General features: G+C 71.8%; 19 protein-coding genes and 1 tRNA gene. 8 read left to right on the top strand and 12 right to left on the bottom strand.

Annotated features, from left to right (window positions below; translation table 11 throughout):
• The 5 genes from lptB to Q0588_RS05465 form a co-directional block, all read right to left on the bottom strand.
• Positions 1-755, bottom strand: a 755-nt coding sequence (gene lptB / locus Q0588_RS05485) for an LPS export ABC transporter ATP-binding protein (protein ID WP_298744470.1), incomplete at its 3' end; no start/stop codon positions are given.
• Positions 756-776: 21 nt separating this feature from the next.
• Complete coding sequence (locus Q0588_RS05480) at positions 777-1,250, bottom strand: LptA/OstA family protein (RefSeq protein WP_298744468.1); 474 nt, start codon at positions 1,248-1,250, stop codon at positions 777-779.
• A gap of 2 nt (positions 1,251-1,252) precedes the next feature.
• Positions 1,253-1,909, bottom strand: a complete 657-nt coding sequence (gene lptC, locus Q0588_RS05475; protein ID WP_298744466.1) for an LPS export ABC transporter periplasmic protein LptC — start codon at positions 1,907-1,909, stop codon at positions 1,253-1,255.
• Entirely contained in the window at positions 1,909-2,523 is a 615-nt protein-coding gene (locus tag Q0588_RS05470; protein ID WP_298744465.1) for a ribonuclease D, read from the bottom strand. Before Q0588_RS05470 ends, lptC begins: the two co-directional genes overlap by 1 nt.
• Before the next feature lie 164 nt (positions 2,524-2,687).
• Positions 2,688-2,774, bottom strand: a tRNA-Leu gene (locus Q0588_RS05465).
• A 172-nt stretch (positions 2,775-2,946) separates the two neighbouring features.
• On the opposite strand from Q0588_RS05465, the gene Q0588_RS05460 reads away from it, so the two are divergent.
• Positions 2,947-3,927, top strand: a complete 981-nt coding sequence (locus tag Q0588_RS05460; protein ID WP_298744463.1) for a complex I NDUFA9 subunit family protein — start codon at positions 2,947-2,949, stop codon at positions 3,925-3,927.
• Positions 3,928-3,937: 10 nt separating this feature from the next.
• Here the strand turns inward: Q0588_RS05460 and Q0588_RS05455 are convergent, their stop codons facing one another.
• Both Q0588_RS05455 and Q0588_RS05450 read right to left on the bottom strand, forming a co-directional pair.
• Positions 3,938-4,741 carry an undecaprenyl-diphosphate phosphatase gene (locus tag Q0588_RS05455; protein WP_298744461.1) on the bottom strand — a complete coding sequence of 268 codons (804 nt, stop codon included), beginning with the start codon at positions 4,739-4,741 and terminating at the stop codon, positions 3,938-3,940.
• A 27-nt stretch (positions 4,742-4,768) separates the two neighbouring features.
• A complete protein-coding gene (locus Q0588_RS05450) occupies positions 4,769-5,950 on the bottom strand; it encodes a citrate/2-methylcitrate synthase (protein ID WP_298744458.1) in 1,182 nt (393 codons plus the stop codon).
• A 121-nt stretch (positions 5,951-6,071) separates the two neighbouring features.
• Here Q0588_RS05450 and Q0588_RS05445 point away from each other — a divergent pair, with 121 nt between their 5' ends.
• The 3 genes from Q0588_RS05445 (at position 6,072) to queG (ending at position 8,898) form a co-directional block, all read left to right on the top strand.
• Positions 6,072-7,004 carry a cation diffusion facilitator family transporter gene (locus Q0588_RS05445; RefSeq protein ID WP_298744456.1) on the top strand — a complete coding sequence of 311 codons (933 nt, stop codon included), beginning with the start codon at positions 6,072-6,074 and terminating at the stop codon, positions 7,002-7,004.
• A 64-nt stretch (positions 7,005-7,068) separates the two neighbouring features.
• Positions 7,069-7,752 carry a glutathione S-transferase family protein gene (locus Q0588_RS05440; protein WP_298744454.1) on the top strand — a complete coding sequence of 228 codons (684 nt, stop codon included), beginning with the start codon at positions 7,069-7,071 and terminating at the stop codon, positions 7,750-7,752.
• A gap of 24 nt (positions 7,753-7,776) precedes the next feature.
• On the top strand, positions 7,777-8,898 hold the full coding sequence (gene queG, locus Q0588_RS05435; protein ID WP_298744452.1) for a tRNA epoxyqueuosine(34) reductase QueG: 1,122 nt from the start codon (positions 7,777-7,779) through the stop codon (positions 8,896-8,898).
• Here queG and Q0588_RS05430 read toward each other — a convergent pair.
• Both Q0588_RS05430 and Q0588_RS05425 read right to left on the bottom strand, forming a co-directional pair.
• Complete coding sequence (locus tag Q0588_RS05430) at positions 8,889-9,689, bottom strand: NlpC/P60 family protein (protein ID WP_298744450.1); 801 nt, start codon at positions 9,687-9,689, stop codon at positions 8,889-8,891. The two genes, queG and Q0588_RS05430, sit on opposite strands and share 10 nt — an antisense overlap.
• 52 nt (positions 9,690-9,741) lie before the next feature.
• Complete coding sequence (locus Q0588_RS05425) at positions 9,742-11,163, bottom strand: M17 family metallopeptidase (protein ID WP_298744448.1); 1,422 nt, start codon at positions 11,161-11,163, stop codon at positions 9,742-9,744.
• A 97-nt stretch (positions 11,164-11,260) separates the two neighbouring features.
• Between Q0588_RS05425 and Q0588_RS05420 the strand changes: the two genes are divergently transcribed.
• From Q0588_RS05420 to thrS, 4 genes are read left to right on the top strand one after another with little or no spacing between them, the layout of a single operon-like run.
• Entirely contained in the window at positions 11,261-12,073 is an 813-nt protein-coding gene (locus Q0588_RS05420) for a tetratricopeptide repeat protein (protein ID WP_298744446.1), read from the top strand.
• A 44-nt stretch (positions 12,074-12,117) separates the two neighbouring features.
• The gene (locus tag Q0588_RS05415) at positions 12,118-12,603 is read left to right on the top strand and encodes an iron-sulfur cluster assembly scaffold protein (protein WP_298744444.1); all 486 of its coding nucleotides are present in this window, start codon (positions 12,118-12,120) and stop codon (positions 12,601-12,603) included.
• Positions 12,604-12,648: 45 nt separating this feature from the next.
• Positions 12,649-12,897 (top strand): membrane protein insertion efficiency factor YidD, encoded by a 249-nt coding sequence (gene yidD, locus Q0588_RS05410; protein ID WP_298744442.1) that lies wholly within the window; start codon positions 12,649-12,651, stop codon positions 12,895-12,897.
• Positions 12,894-14,816, top strand: a complete 1,923-nt coding sequence (gene thrS, locus Q0588_RS05405; RefSeq protein ID WP_298744440.1) for a threonine--tRNA ligase — start codon at positions 12,894-12,896, stop codon at positions 14,814-14,816. The genes yidD and thrS overlap by 4 nt, the downstream gene beginning before the upstream one ends.
• A gap of 24 nt (positions 14,817-14,840) precedes the next feature.
• Here thrS and phnE read toward each other — a convergent pair whose 3' ends face one another.
• From phnE to phnC, 3 genes are all read right to left on the bottom strand, one after another.
• Positions 14,841-16,682, bottom strand: coding sequence for a phosphonate ABC transporter, permease protein PhnE (gene phnE / locus Q0588_RS16005; RefSeq protein WP_366872637.1), 1,842 nt, complete (start codon positions 16,680-16,682; stop codon positions 14,841-14,843).
• Between the two features lie 71 nt (positions 16,683-16,753).
• Positions 16,754-17,749, bottom strand: coding sequence for a phosphate/phosphite/phosphonate ABC transporter substrate-binding protein (gene phnD, locus Q0588_RS05390; protein ID WP_298744438.1), 996 nt, complete (start codon positions 17,747-17,749; stop codon positions 16,754-16,756).
• On the bottom strand, positions 17,746-18,543 hold the full coding sequence (gene phnC / locus Q0588_RS05385) for a phosphonate ABC transporter ATP-binding protein (RefSeq protein ID WP_298744436.1): 798 nt from the start codon (positions 18,541-18,543) through the stop codon (positions 17,746-17,748). The genes phnD and phnC overlap by 4 nt, the downstream gene beginning before the upstream one ends.
• Positions 18,544-18,893 lie beyond the last annotated feature (350 nt).

The raw sequence follows: 18,893 nt of genomic DNA, 5'->3' as shown, positions 1-18,893 counted from the left end.
GGATCGCGGATGACGTCCTCGGCCTCGCCCTCGAACAGGACGGCGCCGCCCGAGATGATCGAGGCGTGGTCGATGATCTCCAGGGTCTCGCGGACATTGTGGTCGGTGATCAGCACGCCGATGCCCTGACCGGCCAGATAGCGGATGACCTGGCGGATGTCGGCGATGGCCAGGGGGTCGATGCCGGCGAAGGGTTCGTCCAGCAGCATGAAGCTGGGCCGGCCGGCGAGGGCGCGGGCGATCTCGCAGCGGCGCCGCTCGCCCCCCGACAGGCCCGAGGCCGGGGCGTGGCGCAGGTGGTCGATGCGCAGCTCCTCGAGCAGGCGGGTGGTTTCGTCGGCGATGGCCTGGCGGCCCGTGTGGTGCAGTTCGACCACCGCCATGACGTTGTGCTCGACCGTCATGCCGCGGAAGATCGACGCCTCCTGGGCCAGGTAGCCGAGGCCCATGCGGGCGCGCTGATACATCGGCTGGGCGGTGATGTCCTCGCCGTCGAGGAAGATCCGGCCGCTGTCCGGGGCGATCAGGCCGGTGATCATGTAGAAGCAGGTGGTCTTGCCGGCGCCGTTGGGGCCGAGCAGGCCCACGACCTGACCGCGCTCGACGTGCAGGGAGACGTCGCGCACCACCTGGCGCTGGCCGAACGAGCGGGCGATGTGCTCGACCCGCAGGCCGGTCGGGCGCGGGGCCGGGGCCGCCGCCTCGTCGGCGACGGCGTCATGGACATTGAGGGCGGAGAGTTCCTTGCGCGCCACGGTTCCGTCCGAGCCGGGGGCTCAGGTCCCGCTGCGGTCGGGATAGAAGACGCCCTGGACACGGCCGGACGAACCGCCGTCCATCTCGGCGGCCTCGGTGCGGGTGTTGTAGGTCAGGCGGCCGCCGGTCATGACATTCTCGCCCTGGGTGAGGATGACGTCGCCGGTCAGCACGATGGTGTCATTGGCCGGCGTATAGACCGCCCGGTCGCCGCGAATGGTCTGTTCGGGCGTGACGAAATAGACGTCGCCGGTCGCCTCGACCCGGCTGAGGACGCCGTCGGCAATGGTCCCCTCGACACGGTCGGCCCGGATGCGGCTGTCGCCCTGGGTCAGTTCGGCGCGGCCGCGAAGCGACAGGGTGGCCGGCGTGCGGGACACCTCGTCGGCGCCCCACATGATCGGCTGGCCGGCCTGGAAGCTCTGGGCCCCGCCGATGCCGGGCAGGGCCGCGAGGGCCAGGGCGATCGCCGCCGTCGTCAGGGTTCTGGTCATGCTCATCCGTCCGACCTCGCGGCGTTGATGGTCCCGCGCACCTTGTTATCGCCCGCGCCTCTGAACACGACCCGTTCGCCCTGTTCATGGATCGCATAGGACGAAGCGGTGACGGTTCCAAGAGGGCCGGAGCCCTGGACGCCCCTTGATCCCGTCACGATGCCGGTCTCCGTGTCCACCACCGCCTCGGGCGTGACCAGGGTCATTCCGGAGCCGCCGTCGGAAATGCGCACATTGGGGCCGATGGTCACGGTCCCGGCCGCCTCGTCGTAGACGCCGCCGTCGGCGGTCAGGGTGGTGACCTTGCGGCCGCCCAGATTGAGCCGCAGGGCCGGCCCCATCAGGCGGAACCGGCCGGTCTCCGCGTCGCGGACGGCCCGCTCGAAGCCGATGACGAAGCTGCGGCCCTGGGCGTCCTGGCCGAGGAAGCGGGACTTCTCCAGCGTCACCTCGCGCGAGGTCCCGGCCTTGCGCTCGACGTCCGAGATGACGCTGCGCAGCACGATCCAGCTGACCGTACCCCCGGCCAGCACGACGATGGCCACGGGCAGGATCCGGCGCAGCAGCCTGACGCGGCGGGACCGGGCGCGGAAGGCCCGGGCCGTGGCGGCGACGCGGGCCTCGTCCGCCTGGTCGCGCGTGTCGGCGGGTCCGGTCATCAGCTGTGCGCGAAAATGTCCATCTCGTCCCAGCCGGCCAGGTCCAGCGCGGAGCGGGACGGCAGGAAGTCGAAGCAGTGGCGGGCCAGTTCGGCGCGGCCCTCGCGCGCCAGCATCTCGTCGAGGCGGGCCTTGACGGCGTGCAGGTAGAGGACGTCGGAGGCGGCGTACTCCAGCTGGGCCGGAGTCAGCTCGGCCGCGCCCCAGTCCGAGCTCTGCTGGGCCTTGGACAGGTCGACGCCGGCCAGTTCGCGCACGACATCCTTGAGGCCGTGCCGGTCGGTGTAGGTGCGGGCCAGCTTCGAGGCGATCTTGGTGCAGTAGACCGGCCGCGTCTCGACGCCGAGGTGCAGCTGGAACATGGCGATGTCGAAGCGGCCGAAGTGGAACAGCTTCAGCACCGCCGGATCGGTCAGCAGCCGCTTCAGGTTGGGGCAGTCGTAGGCGGGGCGGCGCATGCGCACGACATGGGCGTCGCCGTCGCCGGCCGACAGCTGCACCACGCACAGCGGGTCGCGCCGGAAGCGCAGGCCCATGGTCTCCGAGTCGACCGCCACCTCGGGGCCGAGGTCGAGGCCGTCGGGCAGGTCGCCCTCGTGGAGGAATACGGTCATGGGTGGGTCTTGTGTCAGTGAAAAGTGCTAGTGAGCAAGGGGTGAGCGGTCGGTCGCCGCAGCCTGCGCCATCGGCTCACGTCTTGCTCACTAGCACTTTTCACGCCCCGGGCCTCCAAAACAGAAACGGCGCCGCACCCGGGATGCGACGCCGCTTCACAGGATGGTGCCCAGAAGAGGACTCGAACCTCCACGGCCTTTCAGCCACTGGCACCTGAAGCCAGCGCGTCTACCAATTCCGCCATCTGGGCCCAGACATCGCCGCACCACATGCGTTTCCGTCCGGAAGGCGCGGACCCTTAAGGCAGCCCCCCGGGCGGGTCAACAGGCTTTTGTCCTGTTTGCGTTGCAGCCGTCGGGACCATCGTCTAATCCCCGCGCCGAGGCCGGTCGGCGCCGGTCGTCCCGCCCCTGGAGTCCGTCATGAGCGAAGCTGCCCCCGGCCTGATCACCGTCTTCGGCGGCTCCGGCTTCGTCGGCGGCCAGGTGGTCAGGGACCTCGCCCGCCGCGGCTGGCGCATCCGCGTCGCCTGCCGCCGTCCCGACCGCGCGTGGCGGCTGCAGACCTCGGGTCATGTCGGCCAGATCCAGGCCGTGCGCTGCGACGCGACCGAGGCGGCCGAGGTCGAGGCGGCGCTGCGAGGCGCCGACGCCGCCGTCAACCTGATCGGGGTGCTGCATGAATCGGGGCGGCGGTCGTTCGAGGCCCTGCACGTCGAGGCGGCCCGCAACATCGCCGCGGCCTGCGCGGCGGCGCGCATCGGCCGGCTGGTTCACGTGTCGGCGATCGGGGCCAATCCCGAGAGCGACTCGAAATACGCGCGCACCAAGGCGGCGGGCGAGATGGCCGTGCGCGAGGTCAAGCCGGACGCGGTCATCCTCCGGCCGTCGATCGTGTTCGGGGCCGGCGACGGCTTCCTGAACCGGTTCGCCTCGATGGCCGCCGCGGCCCCCGCCCTGCCGCTGATCGGCGGCGGCCGCACCCGGCTGCAGCCGGTCCATGTCGGCGACGTCGCCGAGGCCGTCGTGCGGGCCGTCGAACGTCCGGACGCGGCCGGCCGCACCTTCGAGCTGGGCGGGCCGGAGATCATGACTCTGGAAGAGGTGATGAAGCTGGTCCTGCGCGAGACGCGGCGCCGCAACGGGCTGATCCCCCTGCCCTTCTTCGCGGCCCGGGCGATCGGATCGGTCGCCCAGCTGACGGCGCTCGTCGGCCTCACGCCCTTCCTGACCCGCGACCAGGTGGTCAGTCTCGAAAGCGACAATGTGGTCGCCGACGGGGCGGAGGGACTGGCCGAACTGGGCATCGAACCGACCGGCGTGGAGGCCATCGCGCCGGCCTATCTGTGGCGCTATCGCCGCGGCGGACAATTTTCGGAGCGGCCGGAGACGGCGCCGGCCTGAACCCCGGGGCTCAGGCGTACAGCCAGATGCCGAGCAGGCCGACGGAGCCGACCAGGATGCGCCAGGCCGCGAACGGGGCGAAGCCGTAGCGGCCGACGAAGTCGATCAGGAAGCGGACGATGAACAGTCCGCTGACGAAGGACACCACGAAGCCGATGGCGATGACGCCGGCGACGTCGGCGGTGATCATCTCGCGGCTTTCCCAGAAGTCGAGGCCGAAGGCCGCGACCATGGTGGGGATCGCCAGGAAGAAGGAAAACTCCGCGGCCGCCCGCTTGTCGACGCCCAGCAGCAGGCCGCCGACGATGGTCGCCCCGCTGCGCGACACCCCGGGGATGATCGAGAGACACTGGAACAGGCCGACGCCCAGGGCGGTCTTCCATGAAAAACCCATCGCATCGTGCTCGCGCGGGACCGGGGCCCAGCGTTCGAGCGCGATCAGGGCGAAGCCGCCGACGATCAGGGTGACGCAGACGATCGTGGTGTTGAACAGCACGTCCTTGATGAAGTCGTGGAACAGCAGCCCCACGATCGCCGACGGAATGAAGGCCAGCAGCACCGAGACGGCGAAGCGGCGCGCCGCCGGGTCCCGGCCGGGCAGGTCGAGCACGACCTTCCACAGGCGCTTGAAATAGAGGGCGACGACGGCGAGGATGGCGCCCAGCTGGATCATCACGATGAAGGTGTCCCACGGTTCGTCGCCGAGTCCGAGCACCTGTTTGGCGAGCAGCAGATGCCCCGTGGAGGACACCGGAATGAATTCGGTCAGGCCCTCGACCAGGCCAAGAATGATCGCCGCCAGCCAGTCCGCCATCCGCATCCCCGAGAAAGGTCAGGCGGATCAGTTCGCGCCCGGTTCGGGACCCACATAGCGCAGGCGCGCCCGTATAGGCGAGCCGTTCGTGACCTGGTCGAGCGCATGGGCGAGCATTCCGGCCAGCCGGCCGATCAGAAGCAGGTCCGCGGCCGCGTCGCGGGGCAGCTCCAGACGGCGGGCGACGGCGATCAGGGCCAGGCCGAAGGCGGGCGGCCGGCCGGTCGTCTCCCGGCCCTCGCGCAGGGCCCGGGCGAGGTCCTGGGGCAGGTCGGCGACGGCCAGCAAGGCCGCGGCGCGCGGATCGCCGCCGGGCCAGGCGGGATCGCCGAAGCCGGCCAGCGCCCCGGCCTCGTGGGCGCGGCGGGCGGCGTCGAACGCCTGCCGGCGGACCGCAACCACCCAGTTCGAGGCCCGGGCGAGATCGACGATGGCCGCGCCGCCGGCCAGGGTGGACAGGCCCGCCAGGGCCGCGCCGGCGGGCGCGGCGCCGCCGGCGGCGGCCGCCCGGCAGGCGAGGGCCGGGGCGTCGAGGCCGCCGTCCGCCGCCAGGACGAGGGCGCGCCGGATCAGATGGGCGTCCGGCTCGCGCACCTTCCATGTCCGCGCCAGCCGCTGATGCAGGAACAGCCGCGGCCCCGGTCCCGTGACCGCGTCGACCGCCTCGTCGAGCACCCGCGCGCACTCGACCCGCAGCGCCTCGGCGGGACGGGGCTTGAGCTCCGCATCCTCCTCCGCCCGGCGGGCGAGGGCGGCGAACAGGCGGCCGCGGGCGGACGGGCCGGGGATGGCGCCGACGCGCGGGCGCACCTGGGCGAACGGATTGACCGACCGCGCGTCCCACATCAGCCGCGCCGCCTCCTCGAGGGTCGCGGTGGCCGACAGCTGGACGGCGTCCATGCCGCGATAGAACAGCCGCCGGCCGTCGCTCGCCGACACCGACGACCGGACCTCGATCTCTGGACCGTCGGACTCTTCGGGCGGGGGCAGCCATAGGCCGATGTCGGCCTGGGGCTCGTCGCCGCTGAGGCGGACGATGTCGGCGACGGCGTAGAGGCTGCGGCGGGGATCGAGGGGATCGGGTCGGGCGGCGATGCGGCCGCGGCTGACATAGGCGTACAGGGTCTGGGCCTTGACCCCCAACCGGGCCAGGGCCTCGCCGCGTCCGATCCAGCGGTCGGCCTGCGTCGCCGTCCCTGCCGCGTGCATGTCGCCTCCAAGGCCCGGGAGCCTTCAGTCCCATGGCCCGCGCAGCATCGGACCATTTCGTGACGATGCCGCTAACGCCGCCAGCCTTGGCGCCGCGCGCGGTTTCCGCGACAAGGCGACGATGACCACGACGGCCGACCTCGACGAGCTTCACATGACGACCCGCAGCGTGACGCGGCTGTCGGTCGGCGTGGCGGTGGTGCTGATCGCGCTGAAGGCGTTCGCGCTGGGCGCGTCCGGCTCCGTCTCCATCCTGGCCTCCCTGACCGATTCGGCGCTGGACCTGGCCGCGTCGCTGGCCACCTTCTTCGCGGTGCGCTGGGCGGCCGCGCCGCCCGACGCCGAACACCGCCACGGCCACGGCAAGGGCGAGGCGATGGCCGCGCTGGTGCAGTCCGGCCTGATCTTCGCCTCGGCCCTGTTCGTCGGCTGGGAAGCGGTCCAGCGCGTCTTCGATCCACGCCCGGTCAGCTCCGGATACTGGGCCGTGATGGTCATGCTGATCGCCATGGCCCTGACCGGCTGGCTGGTGTGGATGCAGGACCGCGCCATCCGGCGCAGCGGCTCGATGGCGGTCAAGGCCGACCGGGCCCACTACGCCGCCGACCTGGCCGCCAACGCCGTGGTGCTGATCGGGGTGGTCTCGGGGGCCTTTCTGGCGGCGCCGGGCCTGGACGCCGCGGCCGGACTGGTCGTCGCCGTCTGGCTGTTCTGGGGCGGCCTGGGGCTGCTCCGGGAGTCGGCGGACCACCTGCTGGACCGCGCCGTGCCGGACGCCGACCGCATCGCCATCATCGCCGCCGTGCTGGCCGACCCGCGCATCTCCGGCGTCCATCAGCTGCGCAGCCGGATGGCGGGGTCGGTGATGTCGATCCAGATGCATGTGGATCTGGAGCCGAGCCTGACGCTGGAACAGGCCCACGACATCGTCGTCGAGGCGGAGAACCGGCTGCTGGAGGCCTTTCCGCGCGCCGACATCCTGATCCACGCCGATCCGCACGGCCGGGCCAGGGCCCCCGCCGACGACGACGCCGGATCGGGCCAAACCGCCTGAGCACCCGGCCGCCGGCCTGGATGGCTAACGCGGGCTTAACGCCCTGTGGCGCATGGAGCGAACCATGTCGGCCTGCGTCCTGTACCATTTCCCCTTCGATCCCGGCTCCCGCGTCGCGCGGCTGGCGCTGGGCGAGGCCCGGGTCGAGTTCGCCGACGCCGTGGTCCGGCCGTGGGAGGACGGCTGCCCGGTCGCGACGCTGAACCCGTCGGGCATGCCGCCGGTGCTGCAGACCACGGAGGCCGGGCGCGCCCTGACCCTGTGCGAGCCCGCCGCCATCCTGGGCTGGCTGGAGGACAGGTCGCGCGAGCCGTTCCTGATGCCCGTCGACCCCGTCGAGCGGGCCGAGACGCGACGTCTGGTCGGCTGGTTCGAGCGGCGCTTCAACGACGAGGTCAACGCCGTCCTGCTGCACGAACGGATGGAGAAGCCGCTCTTGCGGCTGGGCCCGCCCGAGGCGCGGGCGCTGCGGGCCGGGCGGGAGGCCCTGAAGGCCCATCTCGTCATGCTGGAGGGGCTGCTGGCGACGCGCGACGGCCTGGCCGGACGCCGGATCACCCGGGCCGACATGGTCGCCGCCGCGCATCTGTCGGTGCTCGACTATTTCGGCGAGGTCGCCTGGGCGACCTATCCGGGCCTGAAGACCTGGTACATGAAGCTGAAGTCGCGCCCCTGCTTCCGTCCGCTGCTGGCGGACCGCTTCGCGGGCGTCCAGCCCTCGGCCTGGTATCACGACCTCGACTTCTGAGCGCCAAGGCGTCAGACGACGCGGATGGCGGCCGATCCCCGCAATTTCATCCGCGAGCGCGCGGCGGCGCTCGGCTTCGACGCCTGCCGTTTCGCCTCGGCGTCCCAGCCGTGGAGCGCGGGCGAACGGCTGGCCCATTTCGTCGAGGCGGGGCGGCACGGCGACATGGGCTGGATGGAGACGACGCTGGAGCGTCGGGCCCATCCGACCTCGATGTGGCCCGCGGCCCGGACGGCGATCGTGCTGGGCCTCAACTACGGGCCAGGCCAGGACCCGCTGCCCGAGCTGGCCGACCGGTCGGCCGGATACATCTCGGTCTACGCCCGCGGCGACGACTATCACGAGCTGATCAAGGGCCGGCTGAAGACACTGGCCGGACAGGTCGCCGCCCGCACCGGCGAGGACGTCAAGGTGTTCGTCGACACCGCGCCGCTGATGGAGAAGCCGCTGGCCCAGCGGGCCGGCGTGGGCTGGCAGGGCAAGCACACCAACCTGCTGTCGCGCGGCCGCGGCAGCTGGCTGTTCCTCGGGGTGATCCTGACGGCGGCGGAGCTGGCCCCGGATGCGCCGGAGGGTGAACATTGCGGGGCCTGCACGGCCTGCCTCGACGCCTGCCCGACCCGGGCCTTCCCGGCCCCGTTCCAGCTGGATGCGCGGCGCTGCCTGTCCTATCTGACCATCGAGTTCGCCGGGCCGTGGCCGGTGGAATTCCGCAAGGCGACAGGGTCCCGCATCTACGGCTGCGACGACTGCCTGGCGGTGTGTCCGTGGAACAAGTTCGCCGTGGCCTCGCACGAGACCCGGGTGCAGGCGCGGGCGGCGCTGATGTCGCCGCGACTGGCCGATCTGGCGGCGCTGGACGATGCGGCGTTCCGGGCGCTGTTCTCGAAGAGTCCGGTCAAGCGGATCGGGCGCGACCGGTTCACACGCAACGTCCTCTACGCCATCGGCAACAGCGGCGACCGGGCCCTGATCGAGGCCGCGCGCGCCTTGCTGGACGATCCGGCGCCGCTGGTGCGGGGGGCGGCGGTGTGGGCGCTGTCGCGGCTGGTCGGCGAGGCGGCCTTTGCGGGGCTGCGGGCGGAGCGGCTGCCGGAGGAGGCCGACGCCTCGGTGCGGGCCGAATGGACCGGCGATCAGGCCTGAAGGCGGCGGAACACCGGAGCGTCGAAGCCGTCGGCGCGGCAGCGGGCGTCGGCCTCGGCGAAGGCCTCGACGACCACGGCGCCGTGATGGCCGGTGGCGTGGATCACCCGGTCGGCGTCGAGCATGAAGGCCGAATGTCCGGTCCAGCCATGGTCGCCCGGGGGCGAGAGCCAGACGACGAGGTCGCCCCGGCGGGCGTCGGCTCGGTCGACGGCGTGGCCGAGCGCGGCCTGCTGGTCGGCGTGGCGCGGGCCGGCGAAGCCGCAGGCGTAGAGGGCCTGCTGGATCAGGCCGGAGCAGTCGGTCGCCGTCGAGGACCGGGCCCCGAGACTGTGCGGCACGCCGAGCAGGCGTTCGGCCACGGCGACCGGATCGGTCTCGAACGCGCCGATCGGGGCGAGGTCTTCCGGCGAGACATCGGTCGTGTCGGCGACCAGGGCGTTGAGCGGGAGGGCGGCGGCGATCGCGGCGACGCGGTGGGTCGGCAGGCGTGCGCCCGGCTTCAGGGCCGCAGCCGAAACCCAGCCGACCAGGCCGTCGCGGCGGGCGCGGCCCCAGAGCCGGTCGCCCTGCTGGTCGAGCACGTCGAAGGCCTCGCCGTAGATCAGCTGGTCGATGCGCTCGGAGGCGGGGTCGGCCCCGGCATGGATGTCGGCCAGGGGGACGGCGGCGTGCATGGGGCGGGCGGGGCGGTAGGCCCCGGCGCGCACGAGCCCCTCCAGCGCCTGCTCGGCCAGGTCGGGCCGCGCGAGCGTGGTGCGGGGGTCGGGCGTGGCGGCGTCTGGGATCAAGCAGGCGGGTCCGGTTGAGCCGGCAGGATGGTCCGATATGCCGAAAGGGCCGTTAACGAACCAAGGCTTTATCGTGGCGCCCGGGCCGGGCCGGGCCGGCGAAGCGCCGCGACAGCATTTCGAAACAGGCCCGCAGGCCCTGGGCCTCGCCGCCCTCGGGCCGGCCGGGCTGGGCGCGCGGGTTCCAGGCGAAGATGTCCATGTGCGCCCAGACGCCGGTGGCGGGGGCGAACCGCTGCAGGAACAGGGCGGCGGTGACCGATCCGGCCTGGGCCCAGGCGGCGGAATCGTTGCGCAGGTCGGCGATCTCGCTGTCGATCGCGGCGCGGTAGCCCGGCCACAACGGCATCGGCCACAGCGGGTCGCCGACGGCCCGCGACGCCTCGAGCAGGTCGGCGATCAGGGCCGCGTCCTCGCAATAGAGCGGCGGCAGCTCGGGCCCGAGGGCGACGCGGGCGGCGCCGGTCAGGGTGGCGAAATCGAGGGTCAGGTCCGGAGAATGTTCGGCCGCCCGGGTCAGGATGTCGGCGAGGATCAGCCGCCCTTCCGCGTCGGTGTTGCCGACCTCGATGCTCAGGCCCTTGCGGCTGGCGAGGATGTCGCCGGGGCGGAAGGCGTCGGCGGAGACGGCGTTCTCGACCGCCGCGACGAGCACCACCAGCCGCACCGGCAGACCGGCCTGCATGACCAGCCGCCCCAGGGCCAGGGCGTGGGCGGCGCCGCCCATGTCCTTCTTCATGTTGCGCATGCCGGCGGCGGCCTTGATGTCGAGGCCGCCGGAATCGAACACCACCCCCTTGCCGGCCAGGGCCACCAGCGGCAGGTCGGCGCGGTCGAGGTTCCAGCCCAGTTCGATGACGCGGGGCGCGCGGTGGGGGGCGGCGGCGCGGCCGACGGCGTGGACGGCGGGGTAGTTCTCCTCCAGCAGGGCGTCGCCGGTGATCACGGTCACGGCCGCCCCGGAGGCCCCGGCGATCTCGCGGGCGATGGTCTCGATCTGCCGCGGCCCCATGTCGGCGGCGGGGGTGTCGACCATTTCCCGGGCCAGGGCGCAGGCCGAGGCGATGCGCAGGACGGCGGCGGCGTCGACGCCGTCGGCGACGGCGAGGCGGGCCGGTCCGTCGGACCTCGGCCGGTAGCGGTCGAAGCGGTAGGCGCCGAGGGCGAAGGCCAGCGCCGCCAGGCCCATCTGGCCGGCCTCGACCCCCTCCAGCCGCCACAGCCCTTCGGGCAGCCTGGCCGCCAAGGCCCGGACGCTCATTGGATCGAACGTCTCGCCGGCCCCGAACAGGGCCCCCGACAGACCGTCGTCGGAACAGGGCAGCAGCAGGACCTGGCCGGCCTTGCCGGTGAAGTCGTTGGCCCGGGCCCAGGCGCCCCACACGCCCTCCACCGGCGCATCCTTGCGGACGATCCGGACCGGGAGGGCCGAGTCGTCGTCGACGGTCAGCAGGTCGGGGTGCAGGGCGGACATCGCGGTCGGGCCTTTCCGGCCGCATGCCGGCCGATCTTAACCAAGGATTGACGCGAAAGGCCGAGTCTGGAGCTCGAACCTTCCGGAACGCCCTCCCATGTCGCGCACCACCGCCCGCATCGCAACCATCGCCCTGCTCGCCGCCCCCCTGCTGGCCTTCGGCGGCCCGGCCGCCGCGCGGCAGGCCAGCCCGCAGGCGCAGGCCGCGACGCCGCGGACGCCGGCCGGCGCCGAGGCCCGCGCCGCCTACGACCGGGCCGATCCGCTGAGCCGCTCGGTGTTCTGGACCGAACAGGCGGAGATCGACCCGCTGGATCCCGTCGCCGGGGTCAAGGCGGCCCAGGCGATGCGCGAACTGGGCCGCTTCCAGGAGGCCGCCGACATGGCCGAACGGGTGCTGCTGGTGCAGCCGGACAACGTCGAGGCCATGCTCGAGGTCGGCCGCGGCCACATCGCCCGCGGACACGCCTTCTACGGCGTCGCCGCGCTGGAGCGGGCGCGGGACGTGCGTCCGCGGGACTGGCGGGCGTGGTCGCTGCTGGGCACGGCCTATGAGCAGGTGCGCCGCCCGCAGGACGCCCAGGCGGCCTGGGCCCAGGCGCTGGTCCTGTCGCCGGACAATCCGGACGTGCTGACCAATATGGCCATGGCGGCGATGACCCGGGGCGACACGGCCGCGGCCGAGCCGCTGCTGCGTCGCGCCGCCGCCCAGCCGGGCGCCTCGCTGAAGGTGCGGCTCAACCTGGCCATGGCGCTGGGCCTGAACGGCAAGATGGACGAGGCCGAACAGATGATGCGCCGGGACCTGCCGCCGGAGGCCGCCGACCGCAACCTGGCCTGGCTGCGGGCCCGGAGCGGATCGGCCGCCGCCGACCAGGCGCGGACCTGGGGCTCGCTGCAGGGCGGTTGAGCCCGGGCTTCCCGCGAGCCCATCGGCCGCCTATCTTCCGGACCATGATCGACGAGCTCTACAGCGCGCGCATCCTCAAGCTGGCCGCCAACCTGCCGCACAGCGGGCGGCTGGCCGCCCCCCGCGGGGACGCAAGGCGGGGCACCGGTGAACGGGTGGCCCGGCTGTGCGGCTCGAAGGCGATCGTCGACGTGGCGCTGGACGCGGACGGCCGGGTCGAGGCCTTCGCCCAGGACGTGAAGGCCTGCGCGCTCGGCCAGGCGGCGGCGGGCGTGCTCGGCGAGGCCGTCATCGGCGCCTCGGCCGGGGAGATCGCCGCCGCGCGCGACGCCATGGCGGCCATGCTCAAGTCCGGCGGGGACGGCCCCGAAGGCCGGTTCGAGGGGCTTCGGGCCCTGAAACTGGTCGCCGCCTACCCGGCCCGTCACGCCTCGACCCTGGTCGCCATCGAGGCGACGCTGGACGCCGTGAAGCAGGCGCTGGCGCGCCAGGCGCCCGACACGCGAACCCGCCTCGCCGGCGCGGCCTGAAGGCCCGTTGCCCCCGCCGCCCCGGCGAGGGATAAGCGCGGCGACATGGCACCCGGCGGTAAACTCTACGAACGCGGCGTCCGGCTGGCCCATCGCGGCTACAAGCTGACGCTGTCCCCCCTGATCGGGCAGCAGTGCCGGTTCCTGCCGACCTGTTCCGACTACGGCCGGGACGCGCTGATCCAGCACGGCCCGGTCAAGGGGGGATGGCTCACCATCCGGCGCCTCTGCAAATGCCATCCCTTCGGCAAATCGGGCTATGACCCGGTTCCGCCCGCAAAGACTGAACGATGATCGAACTGAACTTCCCCGACGGCGCCAGCCGCGAATATCCCGACGGCGCCACGGGCCGCGACGTCGCCGCCTCCATCTCGCCGTCGCTGGCCAGGCGCGCCGCGCTGGTCGAGATCAACGGCGAGCAGCGCGATCTCGACCGCCCGCTGGAAGGCGGCGGGGCCTTCCGCCTGATCATGCGCGACGATCCCGAGGCGCTGGAGACCATCCGCCACGACGCCGCCCACATCCTCGCCCAGGCGGTGCAGGAGCTGTTCCCGGGCACCCAGGTGACCATCGGCCCGGCCATAGAGGACGGATTCTACTACGACTTCGCCCGCGACGAGCCTTTCTCGACGGACGACTTCGCGGCCATCGAGAAGAAGATGGCCGAGATCGTCGACCGCGACGAGAAGCTGGTCCGCGAGGTCTGGGATCGCGACGAGGCGATCAGGCTGTTCGAGGCCAAGGGCGAAACCTTCAAGGCCGAGCTGATCCGCGACCTGCCCGCCGACGAGACGATCACCGTCTACCGGACGGGGGACTGGGCCGACCTGTGCCGGGGGCCGCATTTCCCGTCGACCAAATTCGTCGGCAAGGCCTTCAAGCTGACCAAGCTGGCCGGCGCCTACTGGCGCGGCGACCATCGCAATCCGCAGCTGCAGCGCATCTACGCCACGGCCTGGGCCTCGAAGGAGGACCTCGACGCCCATCTGCAGCGCATCGAGGAGGCCGAGAAGCGCGACCACCGCAAGATCGGCCGCGCCATGGAGCTCTTCCACATGCAGGAAGAGGGCCGCGGCATGGTGTTCTGGCACCCGAAGGGCTGGATCCTGTGGCGCGAGCTGGAATCCTACCTGCGCCGCCGCCTCGAGGCGGCCGGCTACCAGGAAATCAAGACGCCCCAGGTCATGGACCGGGTGTTCTGGGAGAAGTCGGGCCACTGGGAGAAATACCGGCCCAACATGTTCGTCTGCGAGACCGAGGAGGGCGAGGTCCTGGCGGTCAAGCCGATGAGCTGCCCCGGCCACGTCCAGGTCTTCAACGTCGGCCAGCGCTCCTACCGCGAGCTGCCGCTGCGCTTTGCCGAATACGGCTCCTGCCACCGCTATGAACCGTCGGGCTCGCTGCATGGCCTGATGCGGGTGCGCGCCTTCACCCAGGACGACGGCCACATCTTCTGCCGCGAGGACCAGATCACCGGCGAGGCCAAGGCCTTCATCGACCTGCTGATGACCGTCTACGCCGACCTGGGCATGGTCCTGACCGAGCTGAATTTCTCCACCCGTCCCGAGGTCCGCGCCGGCGACGACGCCACCTGGGACCGCGCCGAGACCGAGCTGCTGAAGGCCATCGAGGCGGCGGGGGTGAACTGGACCCTGAACGAGGGCGACGGCGCCTTCTACGGACCCAAGCTGGACTTCAAGGTCAAGGACGCGATCGGCCGGACCTGGCAGTGCGGCACCTTCCAGCTGGACATGGTCCTGCCCGAGCGGCTGGACGCCCTGTACACCGGCGAGGACGGCCAGAAGCACCGGCCGGTGATGCTGCACCGGGCCATCCTCGGCTCGTTCGAGCGCTTCCTCGGCATCCTGATCGAGAACTACGCCGGAGCCTTCCCGCTGTGGCTGGCGCCGACCCAGGCGGTGGTGGCGACGATCGTGTCCGAGGCCGACGACTACGCCCGCGAGGTCGTGGCGAGGTTCAAGGCCGCCGGCCTGCGCACCGAGATCGACCTGCGCAACGAGAAGGTCGGCTACAAGGTGCGCGAACACTCGGTCGGCAAGGTCCCGGTCATCGCCGTGGTCGGCAAGAAGGAGGCCGAGGACGGCAAGGTCGCCCTGCGCCGGCTGGGCTCGCAGGCGCAGGCGGTGGTCACCGTCGAGGAGGCCATCCGTATGCTGACGGAAGAGGCGACGCCGCCGGATTTGCGCGCATGATCCGTCTCCCCTCGCGGGAGCAGATCACAGCAGCCGCTTGCGCATGGCCTGGCTGAGCATGTCGATCAGGGTCACGGCGACGACGATGATGATGGCGATGGTCGAGACCTGGCGGTATTCGAAGGCCTGCAGGTTCTCGAACAGGGCCTGGCCGATGCCGCCGGCGCCGATCAGGCCCAGCACCGTGGCGGCGCGGCTGTTCGACTCGAAGCGGTAGAGGGCGAAGCTGGTCCACAGCGGCGCGACCTGCGGGATGACGCCCCAGGTGATCTCGTGCAGGCGGCCGCCGCCGGTCGCCTTGACCCCTTCGATCGGCCCCTTGTCGATCGACTCGACGGCTTCCGAGAACAGCTTGGCGAGGACGCCGGCGGTGTTCAGTCCGATGGCCAGCACGCCGGCCAGGGGGCCGAGACCCACGGCGACGATGAACAGGGTGGCGATGACCAGGTCCGGGATCGAGCGCATCAGGTCCATGACCCGCCGGACCGGCCAGACCAGCCACGCCGGCGACAGGTTGCGCGACGCCAACAGGCCCAGCGGCACGGCGAGGAAGACCGCCAGGAAGGTGCCCCACAGCGCGATCTGCGCCGTCAGCCACATCAGGCCGACCAGCGCCTTCCAGTTGGAAAAGTCGGGGTTGAGGAAGTCGCGCCCGTAGTTCCGCATATTCTCCGAGTTGGAGAACAGGTTGACGATGTTGGGCAGGTCGACCCGGTTGAAGGCGGCCAGCAGCATGATGGCGAGGCCGCCCCACAGCAGCAGGTCCAGCGACCAGGCCGCCAGAGACCGGCGCGGCGGGTCGGGCGGCCGCGCCGGATCGGCGGCCGCCGGCGCCGGACGCGGGGCCAGGTTGAGGGCGACGGCGGCCAGGGCGAGCACGCCGACCAGGGCGAAAGGCCACCAGCGCCCCACCAGGGTTCCCGCGCTGGCGGGCGGGGCGACCTCGGGCGGACGGCCCTCGCGGCGCGCCTGGTCGGCCTTCATCTGGCGGATCGGGTCGAGGTAGCTGTTGTCGGCGGCGCGGAACTGCGAGTAGTTCAGCCCCTCCATCACCCGCCGCTGGCGCTCGGCGGCCGGTCCGAATCCCTGGCCGTAGGTGATGAAGAACCGTTTGATGCGGGCCTTCAGGTCCGCCGGCAGGTCCGAGCGGATGACGATGCCGGACTCCGGGATCGGCGGCGACTGCCAGATCTCCTCGATCTGGTCGGCGATGCGCGGATTCTGCCGGCGCAGGAAGACGGTGTTGACCGAGTTGGAGGTGGCGATGTCCACCTGGCCGTTGGCCACCGAGAAGGCGTTGGCCTGGTGGTTGGCGGAACGCACGGTCGAGAAGCACTCGGTCGGGTCGATCCCGCGCGGGCCGAAGAAATAGGTCATCGGCGCCAGGGTGCCCGAGGTCGACTGGGCGTCGCCGATGCCGAAGGTGTAGCGCTTGCCGCAGCGCGCGACGTCCTCGACGGTGATGCCGGAGCCCTTCTTGACGATCAGGGTCGAGACGTAGGAATCCTTGCCGTCGACATCGACGGTGCGGGCGATGACCTCTCCCTTCGAGCGATCGATGGCCTGGACGGCCGGGAGGGCCGAGAACCAGCCGACCTGGGCCTGGTTGGCGCGCATGGCCTCGACCAGGACGCTGTAGTTCGAACCGAAGATCGGCTCGACCGGCAGGCCCAGCTCACGCTCCAGATCATCGAGCAGCGGCTGCCACAGGGGCCCGGAGGACGCCTGCCCCTCGGCCGAGAGGACGGTGAAAACGATCTTCGTCGGCCGGTCCGTCTGGGCGACGGCGGCCCCCGCCGGGGCGATGCCGCACAGCACGACGGCCCAGGCCAGGACAACGGCGATCAGGGTGGAGAGGCGGCTCATGCCAGGGCTTCCGGATCGCCCGCCGCGCCCCGGGGCGACGGACGGATGCTTCGGGATGGATTCATAGGGGTTCATGGCTGGACCTCCCGCTTGGCGCGCAGGCGCTGGAGGTCGCGCCGCGCGGCGGCCACGCCCTCGGCGTCGCCCTCGGCCCGGGCGGTCGCCAGGGCCTGGTCGGCGATCAGTTCGCGCACCGGATCGAGGTAGTTGTCGTCCGCGGCGCTGAAGCGCGAATAGTTGAGGGCCGCCAGCACGCGGCGCTGCCGCTCGGCCTCGACCCCGGCGCCCTGGCCGTAGGTCAGGAAGAAGCTGCGGATCTTCTCCTTCAGGGCCGGATCGAGATCGCCGCGGACGAGGATGCCGCCCTCGGGGATCGGCGGCGAGCGCCAGATCTCCTCGATCTGGTCGGCGATGGTCGGATTGCGGCGGCGCAGTTCGCCGAGGGTCACGCTGTTCGAGGTCGCCACGTCGAGGACGCCGGCCGCGACCTCGAAGGCGTTGGTTTCGTGGTTGCCGGGCCGAACGGACAGGAAGCAGGCTTCGGGCCTGACCCCGCGCGGATTGAACAGGAAGGTCATCGGCACGAGCGTGCCCGAGGTCGAGTCGGGGTCGCCGATGCCGAACCGGAGCCGGCCGTCGCAGGCCAGGACGTCCTCCAGGGCGACGCCGGAGCCCGTCTTCACGATCAGGGTCGAATGGTAGCTGTCGGCGCCCTCGAGATCGACGGTGCGCGCCACCATCTCGGCGCCGGCGGTGTCCATGGCGCGGATGGCCGGCTGGGCCGAGAACCAGGCGGCCTGGGTCCGGCCCTGCTTCATGTCCTCGACCAGGGTCGCATAGTCCGAGGCGAAATGCGGCTCGACGGCCACCCCGACGACCCTGGACATGTCGTCCAGCAGCGGCTGCCACAGGGGCTCCGCCGAAGCCTGTCCCTGGGCGGACAGGATGGAGAAGGTGATCTCGTCCGGCCCCGCCGCAGGCTCCCGCCGGCCGCATGCGGACAGGCCGAGGGCGACGGCGGCGAGCAGGCCGACCCCGAGAAGCCGCACGGAGCCTGGCAGGCTCATGCCTTGGTTTCCCAGAAGGCGTCCTCGAACTCCGGACCGTAGATGTCGATCAGCTGTCTGGTGTCGAGGCCGGTGGCGGGGCCGTCATAGACGATCTGGCCGGCCTTCAGGGCGATGACCCGGTCGCAGTAGCGGATGGCGTAGTCGACCTGGTGCAGGGTGACGATGACGCCGAGGCCGTCGCGCCTGTTCAGTTCGACCAGCAGGTCCATGACCTTGCGGGCCGAGACGGGGTCGAGAGAGGCGACGGGCTCGTCGGCGAGGATGGCCCGCGCGCCCTGGACCAGGGCGCGGGCGATGGCCCCGCGCTGCTGCTGGCCGCCGGACAGGGTGTTGGCGCGCTGGGCCGCATAGTCGGCCACGCCGACGCGATGCAGGGCCTCCATGGCCCTGCGCTTGTCCGCCTCGGGCCACAGGCCGAGCACGCCCTTCCAGCCCGGGATGCGGCCGAGGGCGCCGAGCATGACATTGGAGAACAGCGACAGCCGGCCGACCAGATTGAACTGCTGGAAGATCATGCCGAGCTTCTGGCGGGCGGCGCGGACGCCGCCGGTGACGCGGCCGTTCTTCTGCACGGTCTGGCCGAACACCTCGATCACCCCGGGGCCCGGGTCGATGTTCTGCAGGCCGGTGATGGAGCGCAGCAGGGTGGACTTGCCGGATCCGGACGGGCCGATCAGGGCCACCATCTCCCCCGCCCCGACCTCGACCGAGACGCCGTTCAGGGCCTTGCGGGCGCCGAAGGTCTTGGACACGTCCCGGACGGACGCGACGGCGGCTGCGGATGCGGTCATGGACAGACTGCCGGCGGTTGCTGGGGCGCGCCGCATGGCCCGAACGGACCCTTGAGGCAAACCTTAATGGCATGGCCGCGTCGATCCCGTCCAGCTTGGCGGGCGAGATCGGCCGGCGCGGGCCGGGCCGGATTCGGGTATCCTCCTCCGGGCGCGCGCCCCGACCGGGCCCAAGTGACGGCCGCGTCACGAAAAAACCGCTTTACATGACGGCTCGATGACCCCATATCGCCCGCTCCGGCGGACCCCGTGGTCTAACCGTTAAGCGCTGCTAACGCCGGTCTGGGTTTCACAATTTGCAGGGGGTTACGTGAATTGCGCACGTACCAGTTTCCCCTGGACCTGGTCCG

This window comes from uncultured Brevundimonas sp., from assembly GCF_937870815.1.
Taxonomy (GTDB): domain Bacteria; phylum Pseudomonadota; class Alphaproteobacteria; order Caulobacterales; family Caulobacteraceae; genus Brevundimonas.
The sequence above is the reverse complement of the archived record's forward strand: the minus strand, read 5'-3'. Positions and strand labels throughout refer to the sequence as shown.